We start from the raw sequence: 14744 nt of genomic DNA on the forward strand, positions 1-14744 counted from the left end.
GACGCCGACGCTGACCCTCGGCCACTCGGCCTGACCCTCGCCCGTTTTCGGTGGCTCAGGCCGGCGGTAGTCCGCGGCGGCGAAGTTCGCTGGCGGTCGTCCCGAAACGCCGTTGCACCGCGACCGAAAAGCTCGACGGATGGCCGTAACCGACGGCATAGGCGACCTCGGCGATGGTCGCATCCTGCTGATTGAGCATCGCGAGGGCCTGCTGCATCCGGAGGTCGCCGACATAGTCGAACACCGACTGCCCGACGATCTGCCGGAACGCTGCGCACAGGCCGCTGCGGCTCATGCCCACCTCATGCGCGAGGTCGTCGAGCGACGGCGGGCTAACGAAATTCTCGGCCAGCAATCGCTGCGCCTTCAGCACGCCATTCGACGCGAGCCGGGATGCTTCCGGGACGGCATCGCCATTTTCATCTTGAGCGAGTGCCTCGAACGCGTGGCAGAGAATCTCGATCGCTTTCGACCGAATGACCAGCCGCCGGCTGCGACCTTCCAGCGTGCAGCCGCGCAGATCTTCGAGTGCGCGGAGAAGGTGGGGGCTGAGCGGCAGGCGCCGCGCGACGGTATGCTCCAAATGGCCCGTGATGAAAGCCTGCAGAACCGCCGGCAGTTCATGATCGTCGCGGGCGTAAAGGCGCGCGAGCATGTCGCGATGGACATAGACTTCGACGGCGAGATGATGACCGGCGGAGACGGCCTCGGCCGGTGGCTGGCCCGGCGGCTCGATGATGATCGAAGCGCTTGGGCCTTTCAGGTCGAGCAGTTCGCCCTCTGCCGCCGCATATTCGCCGTCGCCATCGCTGGCGATGCGGACGCGCACCAAATTCTCGGCCACCATCGATATCGCCAGCGGCGCAAGATAGGTGGCGTCGCAGATCACGACGCAGAATCCCTCGTCCAGCCCGCAAAATTCATAATAGCCGAATGCCTGGTTCGCCGATCCTTCGACACGGAAATGGTTACGATCCCCCAGCGAGGTCAGCGTCTCAACGTCGGGATAGGATGTCCGGCTATCCTCTTCATAAGTGAAGTTATGGATCTCGCGATCGAGTACGACCGTCGGCATCTTGTTTGCGACGACTGGAAAGCGCCGCGGCCGCGCTGATGCGACGAGCGCCCGGCGATTCGATCGCCCGCGGCTGGTCGGCAAAACCGGGAGCTGTGCTGCCGGAGCGGCGTCGTTCATCTGATGCATGCATCTCCTCGCGCCGTCATTTGGACGATCACTATACACTATTGTACGTTATCGAATGGAGATCGTCCACCCGCCGCCATAATCTGTTCCCAGCAGCCCCCAACGATGGGGGAGCGGGACAAGCCGGCCAACTAGGCCGGTGCGTCGTCAAAGAGAGGTGAGAATATGGCGGAACCGATTCCGGTCACGATGGTCAATCATGTTGCGATGGACATCGCGGCAGCCCCCGACGTGGTGTGGCGCGCGATCCTCGAAGACTATATCGAGGCAAAGAAGTTTCGCGAGCTGGGAGCGATCGAGGCGATCGACGATCCGGCCGCAGTGTTCGGCGGCTATCGCATGCGCTTCGAACAGAATGGTGTCGTCGACGAACGCATCGTTCATATCACCGAGCGCAACGACGCCGCCCGGCGCCTGAGCGCGGCGGCCGATTACCTCTCGGTCCCCGGCGGTATGCGTGTCTATGCGACCTATCACGCCCAGGAAATGGCTGGCGGCACGCGTTATGCGATCGATTGCCATACGCAGCTTCAGGTCGAAGCGCCCGCCGGCGATGCAAAGGCCGGGGTGGCCGCCACCCTCGCCGAAATGACCGCCGGCGCCGACGCGCATCTCATAGCCTATCTCGAAAGCATCAAGGCACGGGTGGAAGAGGGCGCCTGAGTGCGCGCGTCGGTGTGATCTGTCGGATCGCCGAAGGATTCTATCCGCTTGCGAATGGTGCGGCGTGTCCCGCCCGTTACAGTTTTTGAAATCTTGGAGACCCCTTACATGCTAGCCAAACCTGTTCAGAAAACCATCGGCGGCATCACCTTCGATGATCGCTTCGCGCATCTGCAGGAGGACACGCCCGAAGCGCTGGACTGGCAATGGGAACGCGACCGGATCGCGCGCGCGGCGGCCGAGGCGTCGCCCAATTATGCCCCGGTACACGGCCGGCTGCTGCAACTGGCCGACGCCGGCGGCTATTTTGTACCGCGCAAGCGGGGCGCTTTGTGGTTCGGCTATGTCGCGGATGGTGACGATCAGGTGCTGCGCGCCAGCGCCGAACCGGCGGGTCCGGGACGGACGATCGTGTCGAAACGCCTTCTCTCAGAAGCGAACGGCGGCGGCAATGTCATGCTCGCCTTCATGGAGCCATCGCCGGAGGGTAGTTTCGTTGCGGTCGTATGGGGCGTCGACGGCGACATGATGGGCAAATGGTCGGTCTATGAGACCGCGACCGGGCGGCATCTGCTCGATACCGCGGCGATAATGTATTCGGGCGCGCGGCCCGGCTGGCTTCCCGACGAGAGCGGCTTCTGGATCGACGGCCGGAATGCCGACGGCGTGCATGAACTGCGCTTCGTGCCGGTTGCCGAAGGGGCGCCCGAACGCGCAGCGGTTTTGCTTCCCGACCATCTTGTCTCCGCCAAACATTCGGGCCTGACGCTGCAAATATCGCCCGACGGGAGCCGCGGCGTTGCGGTGACCGAACCGCACGAACATGTGGCCCTGGTCCATGTCGATCTGGAGACATTGGAAGCGACGCCGTTTCTGCCCGACGGGTTCGAAGGCGAATGCGATGGCAGCTGGATCGACGGCGACACCTATGTTGCACGCGTCAATAATGACGTGCCGCGTGGCCGCGTGGTCGCGATCCCGGCCGCCAGCTCGCGCGACATGGAGAGCTGGCGCGAACTGGTGCCGGAGAGCGAGGGCTTTATCGGTTGGGCGGGCGTCGTCGGCGGGCGGCTCTATGTCGGCGATCTGGTCGATGTATCGCTGCGCGTGCGCGTGTTCGATCTGGATGGAAAACTCGTCCAGACGCTCCCGCTCGAAAACCCGGGCTCGTCGCAGTCGATGCTCACCGAGCGCGCGGTGCGTCCGACCGACATATTTGCGCTGACGCACACGACCTTTACCCGCTCGTCGGTCCTGTTCGTCCATGATTCCGAAACGGGCGAACTCCGCCAGATCGGGGAAGCAAAGCATCAACTCGGCGATGCCACCGCCGAACGCCGTTTCGCGACCAGCCGCGACGGCACGCGCATTCCCTATTTCGTGGTGCGCCGGAAGGATGTCGATCCGGGCTCGCCCCAACCGACGCTCGTCTATGCCTATGGCGGTTTCAATCTTTCGCAGCTTCCGTCTTTCCCCGCGACGCATGTTCCGTTCATCGAAGCGGGCGGGGTGTTCGTTCAGGCATCGCTGCGCGGCGGCGCCGAATATGGGAAAGCCTGGCACGACGGCGGCCGGCTGTTCAACAAGCAGAACACGTTCGACGATCTCGAGGCCGTGGCCGAGGCGCTGATCGCCGATGGCGTGTCGGTCCCCGGCAAGATGGTGTTCATGGGCGGCAGCAACGGCGGCTTGCTGGCGGGGGTGGCTATCGTCCAACAGCCGCATCTTTGGCGCGCCGTGGTGCCGACCGTGCCGATCTTCGACATGATGGAGCCGTTGCCCGACACGCCTGCGGTCGCGGGGGTCAGGGCAATTTTCTTCGAAGATTATGGCGATCCCAAAGAGCCCGAACACGCCGCCAGCATCCGCCGCTGGTCGCCGTATCACAATGTCCGCGACGGGGTCGAATATCCCGCCGTCTATCAGGTGTTCGGCGAAAAGGATCTCGGCTGCATGCCGTTCCACGGCCGCAAATTCACCGCGCGGCTCGACGAAGCGAATGCAGGCGATCGTCCGATCCACCTGCGCGTCTGGCGCGACACCGGGCATGGCGCGCACGATCCGGCCGACGCCGCGCGATGGAACGGCGAATGGCTGGCTTTCGTGATGGACCAGATTGGCCTCAAGGCTGCGGAGCCGGGCGCATGACCGTCGATATCGCAGCGCAGGCGGACCTGCGTAATCATCCGCTGTTCAAGCAAACCGAAGAGCTGACGCGCGCGTGGCTCCGGCCCGGATCGGGCGAAGCGGCTTTGCTCAGCCAACTCGCAGTCAGTCCCGACGGGCGCCATGTGGTTGCCGCCGCGTCGATTTGCGACGCGCTGGAGGGCCTGGCGTCGCGCGACGGTGGATCGACGACGCGGCTCGTGCTGGTCGATCTGGTGTCGGGTGAGATAGAGACGCTGACCCACGGCCCGCGATCGGACAGCGCGCCGAAATGGTCGCCCGACGGCCGCACCATCGCGTTTCTGTCCGACCGCGAGCAGGCGCATATCAATCGCCTGCGTCTGTTCGATCTGGAGAGTCGAACCGATCGCGCCGTGCCCGAAGTCGATGGCTTCGTCGAGGCGCTGCAATGGTCGCCCGACGGCAAGACGATCTTGCTGAGTGTGGCCGGCTATGGCTCCGACCTTGCCGGCGCACAGGGCGCAATGGCGATCAGCCTCGATACCGACGGCGCCGGGCAACCCGATTGGGCTCCCGCGATCGAGGGCGCGCCCGAGGCCGCGGCATGGCGCAGCGCGTGGCTTTACGATTTAGCCGCCGATAGCGTGCGCTGCGTAACCCCTGCGGGAATCAACATCTGGCAGGCCGCATGGTGCGGGCAGCATGGTATCGCCGCAATCTGTTCCGACCAGCCCGAGGAGGATGCATGGTACGCCGCAGATGTGCGGCTGATCGGGATCGACGGGGGCATACGCGCGCTGTTCACGCCGGCGGACCAGCTTGGCTGGCTCGCGGTCTCACCGTCGGGCGAAAGTGTTGCGGTGGTCGAGGCGGTGTGCAGCGACCGCAACATCGTTGCCGGCGACCTGCGCCTTATCGATGTCGCCAGCGGCGCGATCGATAGCGGCGCGGCGCTGAATGGCGACGTGGTGCAACTGCATTGGCGCGGTGACGATCAACTGTTGTACGTCGCGGGGCAGGGGCCCAACACGCTCGTCGGCCTTCTCGACACGGTGACCAAAAGCGTCACCACGCTTTGGCAGGGCGGCGAACGCACGCCCTCGGGCACGATGTTTCCCGAAGTCGCACCGCTTGGCATCAGCCCCGCAGATTTCCTGTTTCAGGTGGAATCCTTCTTCGAGCCGCCGACTTTGTTCGCTTTCGAAGGCGGAACCGAGCGTGAGATCCGCCGCTTCGGCTCGCCCGAGACCGATGCCATCGTCCGCCCGCTCGGAACCGCGCGCGATTTTCAGTGGACCGCGCCCGACGGCCTCGAAATCCATGGCTGGCTGATCACCCCGCCCGGGAACGGTCCGCACCCGCTGATCATGCAGGTCCACGGCGGTCCCGTATGGTATACGCGCCCGCTCTACATCGGCCGCTCAGCCTTCGCGCAAATGGCGCTCGCGGCGGGCTATGCGCTGTTCCAGCCCAATCCCCGCGGATCGAGCGGGCGCGGGCAGGCGTTCGCGCGGCACGTGTTCGGCGATATGGGCGGCGCCGATACCTATGATTATCTGTCGGGGCTCGATGCGCTGGAAAAGGCGGGCATCGCCGATCCCAAGCGGATCGGCGTCACCGGCGGCAGCTATGGCGGCTATATCAGCAACTGGCTGATCACGCAGGACCAGCGCTTCGCCGCGTCCGTGCCCGTCGCGCCGATCGGCAATTGGGTCAGCCAGCATTTCACCTGCAATGTCCCGTCCTTCTGTCAGATGTTCCTGGACGATCATGTGAGCAATCCGACGGGCAAATATTTCGCGCATAGCCCTGTCCATCATGCGGGCCGCGTGAAGACCCCGACGCTTAATATCTGCGGCGCACTCGATCATATCACGCCGCCGGGGCAAGCGCTCGAATTCCACCGCGCCTTGCAGGGCCTGGGCATCGAAAGCGTCCTTCTGACCTATCCGACCGAAGGACATGGCGTCCGCACCATGCCCGCGATCTTCGATTTCAACGCCCGGGTGATGGCCTGGTTCTCGAAACATATGCCGGCTGACCGGGGCTGATCGCCGGCAACGCTCAAAACAAAATAAAGATTGGGGAGTTTGACGATGACCAGATTGTTCCTGACGTTGATGGCCAGCACAGCGTTGTTGCCGGTTGCTGCGAACGCGAACGGGTCCGATGCGCCCGAGGCGCAATCGACCGACATTATCGTGACCGCACAGCGTTATGAACAGCGTCTGCAGGACGTTCCGCTGTCGATCAGCGCGATCGGTGCCGAGGAACTGCGCGCGCGCGGGACGACCGACCTCAAGGATCTGCAATATTCGGTACCCGGTCTTTCGACCTTCGAGTACGGCGTCAGCCGCCAGTTCGTTCAGCTGCGCGGGATGGCGACGACCATCGGTTCGTCGACGGTCGGGGTCTACCTCGACGAAACCCCTCTCGGGCTCGATACGCAGGGCGACCCGATGAACGTCCGCCTCTATGATATGGAGCGCGTCGAGGTGCTGCGCGGGCCGCAGGCGACGCTTTATGGGCAGGGATCGATGGGCGGCACGATCCGCTATATTCCCGCGGCGCCGCGGCTCGACGCGATCAGTGGGTCGTTCGAAGGCGAATATTCGTCCACCCGTTATGGTGACAGCAATTACAAGGCGGTCGGCGTGCTCAACCTGCCCATCGCGAGCGACAAGCTCGGGGTGCGCCTGGTGGCGGGCTATGAGCGGATCGGCGGTTTCATCGACAATGCCGCGACGGGCGAGGACGACATTAATTCGGCCGACATCTATACGCTGCGCGGTACGCTGCTGGCGCAGCCCACCGATCGGATCAGCCTGTCGCTGATGGGAGTTTACCAGAAATCGAAGCAAGACAATCAGGATTTCGGCGTCGATTATCAGACCGCGGCACTGGTGCCGCAACCGATCAACGACCTTTATACGCTGATCCAGGGCAAGGCGAGTTACGACCTTGATTTCGCGCAGCTCAGCGCATCGGCAAGCTATATCGATCGCCACAACAGCGGCGCGTCGGACGTGTCGGGGGCCTATGTTCCCTTTCTCGGGCTCCTGGGTTTTCCGCCCGGCTTCATCGACCGAGTCGGCCTTGCGAACGACGCCGATTTCCGCATCTATAACGGCGAAATCCGGCTGGCCTCGCAAAGCGACGGGCCGCTCGGCTGGCAGGTCGGGGCGCTGTATCGCGATTCCAAATCGCATCAGTTTTCGGAGGCGTTCACCGAACCCAATGATGCACCGCTCATACTCTCGTCGGCCGACGTGCTGTACCGCAACAAATCCTATGCCTTTTACGGCGAGCTCAATTACGCCTTCACCCCGCAGCTCAAGGCGATCGTCGGCCTGCGCTATTTCAACGAGCACAAAAAGGCGGACATCGACAGCACGAACTTCGGTGCGTCGAAGGTCGATATCGGCGACGATACCTTTGACTCGCTCAATCCGCGCTTCAACTTGAGCTATGAATTCTCGCCGAACGCGATGGTCTATGCGAATGTCGCCAAGGGCTTCCGCAGCGGCGGCTTCAACGCGACGTCGGCCGGCACCGGCATCCCGCCGACCTATGACTCGGACGAAATCTGGACATATGAGCTTGGCACCAAGCATCAGCTTTTCGAAGGCAAGCTGACCCTCGACGCCAGCGTTTATCGAAACGAATGGTCGAAGGTGCAGTCCTATACCTTCGTGCCGGGGACCGTGCTCGCGGCGGTCACCAATTCGGGTCACGTACAGGGCTGGGGCGTCGATCTGTCGGCGATGGCGCGGCCGACCCGCGACCTGACACTCTCCGCCACCTATGGCTGGAACAACCTCAAGTTCGATAAGGCGACGATCGACAAGGCGGTCGGCGATCCGGTCGACGGCGCCGTGCGCAAATCTTGGTCGGCGTCGCTCGATTACCGCCCCGAACTGACCGCCAGCATGACCGGCATCTTCCGCATCGACTATCAGCACGCCGGCGCATCGCAGATCACCTTGCGTACATTCGCCGTCCCGCCGGTCATCCGGCGGCCCGGCCGGGATCTCGTCAACCTGCGCGTCGGTGTCGAAGTGGGACCGGTCGAGGTCGCGCTGTTCGCGAACAATCTGTTCAATGAAGATGCACCGAACCTGATCGGTCCGCTCGGCACGATAGCTGAGAATATCGAACAGCGCCCGCGCGTGATCGGGATCAGTGCGAACGCGAGGTTCTGAGCGGCGGCCTGGGACGAGCGTCGGGCGGCAGCTTCTTGCAAGAAGGCGCCGCCCGGCGGTTCAGGCCGCGCGGGCCGTCCATGTCGCACGCGCCTCGGCCAAGGCCTGCTCGCCGCAGAGAATGTTGATGTAATGCTCCGCATTCCGGCGGCGCTCGGGAATGCTCTGCCGGACGCCGATCGCATGATAGCCTATCTGATGATAGTAAAAGACGCGGGCGCGCGTTGCGGCCTGCTCGCCGCCATAACCGATCGCTTCGAAAAATATCTGGAGGGTTTCGATCCGCTCGCGATCGGCGCGCTCGATCGCCCATGCGATGCGCGTATCGGCGCGAGCCCATTCGCGCACCGCGAAATCGAAATGATAGTCGTAGCCATCCGACCCGATGAGGCGCGTGATCGCGCCGTCGAACCACGCAATCGCCTCGGCAGGCCGGGTGGGCGGGGGCTCCTCAGGCAGGAAGCGGCATGTCGCCTCCCAATGCCCGACAAGCTGGTCGAGGAATTCGTCGCGGCTGCTGAAATGATGATAAAAGCCGCCGCGCGACACGCCCAGCCGGCTGGCGAGCCGGTCGACCTTCAGCTTGGCGATGCCTTCGTCAACGAGCATCCGCTGCCCGGCGTCGATCCAGTCGCTGGCGGTGTTCTTGGGTGTGCGTCCAGCCATCGGGGTTCACGTCCTGCCTGTCTTCTCGAGCGATTGTCATCCCATCTTTTCGCTCCGTTACAAAGCGCTGGAGGGCGTTTGGGGCGACCGAGAACACACTTCGCGACGATGGCGAAACCTTTTTGTCCGGTGACGAAAGTCGATGAGAGGCCGCCCTAAGGGCGGGCAAGCTCATCGTAGAAAAAAGTCAGCTCCTCGATGTCGCGCTGGATCAGCAGCTCGCTCGTCATCTGGTTGTGACCCGCACCGCCGCGCACCCGGATTCGCGCGCGGCGTCCCGAGCTGCTTGCTGCCTCGACCGCCGCGACCATCTTGCGGCTGTGCCAGGGCGGGCAAAGATTATCGTCGGCGCCCGCATCGCACAGCAGCGCTGGATAGGCCACGCCGGGTTTCACATTGTGATAAGGCGAATAGGCGTGGAGGACGGGCGCATCGACAGGGTCTTCGGGATTGCCATAATCGGCCATCGCGATGCCGAGCGTCGCCGGGTCCTTGCGCATCTGCATCAGGTCGAGGATCGGCACCTGCGCGACCGCAGCGCCGATCAGGTCGGGGCGCTGCGACACCGCCGCACCGACCAGCAGGCCGCCGTTCGAGGTTCCCCAGACGCCGGTACGTTCGGGCACCGCGAAGCCGCGCGCATGCAAATCCTCGATCACCGCATAGAGATCGTCGAACGTCCCCTGCTTGCGGTGCATGCGTCCGGCCTCCCAGAACGCCCGGTCGCGGTCGCCGCCGCCGCGCAGCTGGCTGTGGACCCAAATGCCCCCCAGTTCGGTCCAGGCCGCGGCCATCGCCGTATAATGCGGGATCTCGGGCGCGTTGAACCCGCCATAACCCATCACGATCGTCGGCGCCGATCCGTCGAGCGGGGTCGATGCCTTGCGCATTGCCCACCAGGACACCGTCCCGTTCGGCCCTTCGGCCTCGAAGCGCTGGACGTCGCGGTCGGGCAGCACATGCGCCGGCGCCTCCAGCTCCTCGATCGACAGGTTGGACAGGTCGGCGCGGTAGACGCCGGGGCTGCGGTCGAAGCCGCTATGGACAAATGTGCAGCCGTCGCCGTCGGCGGCGACGATCGGCATCGCGATCCCCATGATATAGCCGAGGCCGAACAGGCCGAAGGCGCCATCGCCGGGCAGTGCGACATTGCCGCGATCGACACCGTCGAGGTCGATAGATTTCATCTGCATGATACCGGACTCGATGATCGAGAGCGCGACATAGTCGCCGCATTGCGAGATCGACAGCAGCTTGTGATCTTCCCGTGCCGGCAGGATTTCGCGCCAGCTTGACCGGTCGCCCGAACCCTCCAGCGGAATGGCGACCAGGCGGCACCAACCCGATACATCGTCGGTGATCGCCCAATATTCGTCGCCAACGATCGTCCCTTTGACCATCGCCGTCTCGTCGGTCAGGAATGGCGTCCATTCGCCGCCGTCCAGCCGGCGAAGCCATCGCGGGCAAGGCGCGACCTGGCTGGTGCGGATCGCGGCCCAGCGGCCATCCTCCGAAATCAGCGGAAAGGCGGAGGGATGATCGAGTTCGATCTGTTGTTGTTCGGCTTCACCTTCCAGCGGCTGCCACCAGACCTGGGTTTGTCCAATGACCTGGCCGTCGGCGTTCGTCGTGATCGCCATGGTGGTGAAGAAGAAGCCCCGATTGTCGGGCGTCCACGCGCAGAAGCCGATGTTGCTGAACTGCCCGAAATCGTCGCGCAGGACGCTGCCGTCGGCGACGTCGATCACCCGGTAGCTGTATATGCCGTTGTTGACGATCCCGACGAACAGAAACGATCCGTCGGGCGAAGGGAAGGTCGACGAAATCATCGCATTGGCGCCGTCGCCGCTGGGATCGACAAGCACACGGCCCTTGCCGGTCGCGCTGTCCGATATTTCGAACATGACCTGCGTGCCGCCCGGCGGCAGAATTTTGCGAAACCATTTGTCGCCGAAACGCTCGGGCGCGGTGCACATGATGATGTCTTCGAAGGTCGCGCGGACTGCGGCCGCAACGGCGGCGGCATTGGGCGAGGAGGCCAGTTCTTCGACCGTCGTCGCATTGGCTTGCTTTTGCCACTCGGCGACCTTCGGGTCCGTATCATCCTCCAGCCAGCGGAACGGATCTTCCACGGTCACGCCGCCGATCACTTCGGTTACCACATTCTGTCTCCTGTCAGCCGCGGATCGCGGCGATCGTCTTGATTAAGGGGCGCCGGGCCATCGACATAAGGATCGCAGCGACGATCCACGCGGGCAGGCCGACGATGACCATCGCGGTAATCAGGCCGCGGTTCGGATCGAGCAGGCCGGACATCGCGCCCACCATCATCGGTGCCAGCCCGCCCGAAATGGCGGCGGCAATGCCCAGCAGCGAAAGCAGGCGCGAACGCAGGTGCGGCGGCGACAATTGCTGCAGGACGCCGGGCATCAGCGCGCCGGTCGCGAGCAGGAGCGCGACCTGCACACCGACGGCGGCATAGATTTGCCACGGCTCCAATGCGAACAGGATGAGGAAGGTCGGCAGGATTGCGACGGTCAGATAGAAGCGCGCCGTCCGCAGCGGCTTGAGGTCCGGATCGCCGCGTAGCAGCTTGATTCCGATCGGCGCCATGATCAGCCCGGTGATCGATCCGATTCCCATCGCGATCCCGAGTTGCACGCCGACCGACGACGCATCGATCCCCTCGAAAGCCCGCGGCATCGCGACGGGCAGCCAGGCGCCCACCGCGCCGAGAGGCAGACTGTACGCAAAGATCGCACCATAAATGCATGCGATTGTGCGCCAATGCTCCCGCAGGAAGGGGACGATCTTGTCGAAAGCGGGCTCGGCGCCTGCGGTAATTTTTCCGCTGTTGCTCGTCATCCGGATCGTCGTCAGCAGCAGGACGAACAGCGGTCCGGGCGCGGCGACGATGATCAGTGCGACGCGCCAGCTTTCCATGCTCGCAAAAAACGCCGGCAACGCATCATGGTTCTTTGCGAGCAGGTCGAGCGTCACGCCGCCCAGCGCCAGGCCGAGTGCCGCGCCCAGCAAGGCGACCGCAAAGAAAATGAAGTTCGCCGTGTTGCGCTGCCGCTCGGGAAACAGGTCGGGCAGCATCGAGAAGATCACCGGCGTCAACGCGGCCTCGCCGATGGCAATCCCGGCGGCGGCGGCGAAGATGCCCGCAAAGCTTGTCTGGAATGCGCAGGCCGCGGTCGAGATCGACCACACCATGATGCAGCAGCCGAGCACAAGGCGCCGGCCATAGCGGTCGGACAACCAGCCGATCGGATAGGCGGCGAGGCTGGCGAAGAAGGCGAAGCCGAGCCCCTGCAACATACCCAGTTGCAAGTCGCTGATGCCCAGATCGCTTTGCAGCGATGGCGCGATCAGATTGATAATCTGTCGATCCACGAAGGCGAACAGCGTCGTGCCGATCAGGATCGCGAGCGCGTACCACGCCGACGCGGGCGCCTTTTCGGCGGCTGTCTTGGCACTGCCGGCCGTATCATTGCCGGGCGGTACGCCGGTGCTGGCCAAACTGGTCATGGCTGTCGCTCGCCTTCCTCAAACAATGTTCATCGCCTCTAGCTTATACGGTTGCAGCGTTCCGGCATGGGGAAAACGCTGCAACCGTTGCGATCTGATTTAGAATCGTCCGCTGGCGCTGATGCCGATCACGCGCGGGCGTTGCTCGACATTTTCGAGGATCAGGCCGAAGGGGCCGACCACGACCGGTGCATTCTCGTTGAACAGATTGTTGGCGAACAGCGTGACCTCGACCGGGCCGAACGCGGCGCCGACGCGCAGGTTGACGAGATCGCGTTCCGGCCGCTCGACGATCAGGGCCGGGCTCAGGTTGCGCAGCGTGAACTGGCCGCGGCTCGCATGCTGGTAGTCGACCCGGACGATGCCGTTGACACCGTCTGCCAGCGCGGGACGCCAGTCGGCCGAGGCCGACCAGCTTTCGCGCACCGCGGCGTCGACCGGATCGCCGACCGCTTTGTCGGCGGTTGCCTCGTCGAACTTCAGATTGTTCCACCCATAGGTCGCGCTCAGTGTCAGATCGCTCGTGGGACGCGCGGCGGCCGACAGGTCCACGCCCCAGCCAGACACATGGCCCGAGTTATTGACGATGGTGATGACATTACCGGGAGCGAAATTGTTCGACTGAACATCCGACCATTCGCTGCGATAGACGCTGGCGTCGAGCGTCAGCTTGTTTCCGGCAAAGGCGTGCTTGGCACCGAGTTCATAGGTCCAGATCGAGTCCGGTTTATAGGTTGGTGGAACCGTAATGACGCCGCCGCCAGCCGAAGTCTGGTTGAAGCCGCCGCTACGGAAACCTTTGGCGACGTTGACATAGACCATCGAGTCCGGCGTGAAGTCATAGCTCAGATTGAAGCGCGGGTTGACCGTTTTATAAGTCTTGTCGCCGGGGTCCACCGACGTCAGGCCGAAGTTCGTGGCCGTAATCAGCCGCTGCTTATTCTCGCTGAACCAACGCACACCGGCGGTCGCGCGCAGTTCCGGCGTGAGGGCGTAGCTTGCTTCGCCGTAGATCGTCCATGCCTTGCTGCGGCGGCGATCCTCGCTCTCGATAATCGCGAAAGGCAGCGTGCCGGGGGCGGTGTCGGTCCCGCCGAACTGATGAACCTTGAGGTCGTTATGCGCGACGCCGAGCTGCCAGGTGAAGGGGCCATCGCCTTGCGACGTCAGGCGAAGCTCGCTGTTCCAAACCTTGAAGTCTGTGGTCGCCTGGGTGGGGACTTCGGTGATCAGGCCGGCCGGCAAGCCCAGGCCGAACGGCGGCGGCAGGGTCAGCAAGGGCACGAACAGCGCCGACAGATCGAACTGCGTGAAGTTGCGGCGATCGATATAGCTGCCCGAAGCGCTGAGTTCCGCAAAGCCCAGATCATAGCCCACCTTGCCCTGGACCAGCGTGTAGCGATCGTTGAGCGGAGAGGGGACGGCCATGACCGTCTGATAATCCGTGCCGATGTCCTGGCTGGCCTGCTTCGATTCCTGATAGAGACCGAGCAGCGAGATCGACAGATTTTCGGTCGGTTCGACGAGCAGGCTGCCCCGAACCGTATAGATGTCGGCGCGATTAATGTCCTTTTCGCCCGTCGCGGCATTGTCGATGAAGCCGCCGGTGCGTTCATAGGCAGCGGCGAGGCGCACGGCGGCCACGTCGGTCACCAGTGGCAGGTTGATGACGCCGACCGCCTTATATCCTGCCTCGCCGTGGCGGGTCTGATTATATTCGATGTTGGCCGACCCGCTTACGGCGTCGAGCCGGGGTGCAGCGGGGATGTAACGGATCGTGCCGCCCATCGAGCCATTGCCGTACAAGGTCGCCTGCGGCCCGCGCAATATTTCGACGCGCTCAAGGTCGATCATGCGGACCATGAAAGAATCGCCCGTGGTATCGAGCGACAGCGGCGTCTCGTCATAATAGATGCCGACGGTCGTCGAGCCGATCGACGTGGAAATGCCGCGGAGCTGGATGCTCTGCTTGCCGGTGCCAACTTCATAGATCGAAAGGCCCGGTACGGAATATTGGAGGTCGGTCAACGCGGTGACGCCCCGGCCTTGAAGCTCTTCCGCTCCGATGACGCTGATCGACAGCGGGACGTCCTGCAGCTTCTGTTCGTAACGCTGCGCCGTGACGATGATGTCGCCCGGCCGGCTGTCCGCGCTTTCGTCGGACGCAACGCGAGCGGCGTCTTGCGCATAGGCTGCCGCCGGAAGCGCGGCGGTGCCGGCCATTAATATCGCGATCCATTTGGTCATACAGAACTCCCCAACATTTTATCATTCTTGATCGATCGACCGGGTTTTCGGTCACAGGCTAATCTTCGGCCGGTCCCGCCGCTTAGCCGAACGTGCAAAAC

At 63.6% G+C, this 14744-nt stretch carries 9 protein-coding genes; 4 read left to right on the top strand and 5 right to left on the bottom strand.

Annotation, left to right across the window (positions count from 1 at the left end; translation table 11 throughout):
* Positions 1-55: 55 nt before the first annotated feature.
* On the bottom strand, positions 56-1204 hold the full coding sequence (locus ACSYDV_RS12380) for a helix-turn-helix transcriptional regulator (RefSeq protein WP_438324119.1): 1149 nt from the start codon (positions 1202-1204) through the stop codon (positions 56-58).
* A 165-nt stretch (positions 1205-1369) separates the two neighbouring features.
* Here ACSYDV_RS12380 and ACSYDV_RS12385 point away from each other — a divergent pair, with 165 nt between their 5' ends.
* From ACSYDV_RS12385 to ACSYDV_RS12400, 4 genes are all read left to right on the top strand, one after another.
* The gene (locus ACSYDV_RS12385; protein WP_438324120.1) at positions 1370-1867 is read left to right on the top strand and encodes an SRPBCC family protein; all 498 of its coding nucleotides are present in this window, start codon (positions 1370-1372) and stop codon (positions 1865-1867) included.
* Between the two features lie 108 nt (positions 1868-1975).
* Positions 1976-4015, top strand: a complete 2040-nt coding sequence (locus ACSYDV_RS12390; RefSeq protein ID WP_438324121.1) for a prolyl oligopeptidase family serine peptidase — start codon at positions 1976-1978, stop codon at positions 4013-4015.
* Positions 4012-6045: a S9 family peptidase gene (locus ACSYDV_RS12395; RefSeq protein ID WP_438324122.1), complete on the top strand. Its 2034-nt coding sequence runs from the start codon at positions 4012-4014 to the stop codon at positions 6043-6045. Before ACSYDV_RS12390 ends, ACSYDV_RS12395 begins: the two co-directional genes overlap by 4 nt.
* A gap of 45 nt (positions 6046-6090) precedes the next feature.
* Positions 6091-8196 carry a TonB-dependent receptor gene (locus tag ACSYDV_RS12400; RefSeq protein WP_438324123.1) on the top strand — a complete coding sequence of 702 codons (2106 nt, stop codon included), beginning with the start codon at positions 6091-6093 and terminating at the stop codon, positions 8194-8196.
* Between the two features lie 60 nt (positions 8197-8256).
* Here ACSYDV_RS12400 and ACSYDV_RS12405 read toward each other — a convergent pair whose 3' ends face one another.
* The 4 genes from ACSYDV_RS12405 to ACSYDV_RS12420 all read right to left on the bottom strand — a co-directional run bounded on the left by ACSYDV_RS12405 (position 8257) and on the right by ACSYDV_RS12420 (position 14643).
* Positions 8257-8862 carry a TetR/AcrR family transcriptional regulator gene (locus ACSYDV_RS12405; RefSeq protein ID WP_438324124.1) on the bottom strand — a complete coding sequence of 202 codons (606 nt, stop codon included), beginning with the start codon at positions 8860-8862 and terminating at the stop codon, positions 8257-8259.
* A 155-nt stretch (positions 8863-9017) separates the two neighbouring features.
* On the bottom strand, positions 9018-11024 hold the full coding sequence (locus ACSYDV_RS12410; RefSeq protein WP_438324125.1) for a prolyl oligopeptidase family serine peptidase: 2007 nt from the start codon (positions 11022-11024) through the stop codon (positions 9018-9020).
* Between the two features lie 13 nt (positions 11025-11037).
* Complete coding sequence (locus tag ACSYDV_RS12415) at positions 11038-12396, bottom strand: MFS transporter (RefSeq protein WP_438324126.1); 1359 nt, start codon at positions 12394-12396, stop codon at positions 11038-11040.
* A gap of 99 nt (positions 12397-12495) precedes the next feature.
* On the bottom strand, positions 12496-14643 hold the full coding sequence (locus ACSYDV_RS12420; protein WP_438324127.1) for a TonB-dependent receptor: 2148 nt from the start codon (positions 14641-14643) through the stop codon (positions 12496-12498).
* Positions 14644-14744 lie beyond the last annotated feature (101 nt).

This window comes from Sphingopyxis selenitireducens, from assembly GCF_051550705.1.
Classification (GTDB): domain Bacteria; phylum Pseudomonadota; class Alphaproteobacteria; order Sphingomonadales; family Sphingomonadaceae; genus Sphingopyxis.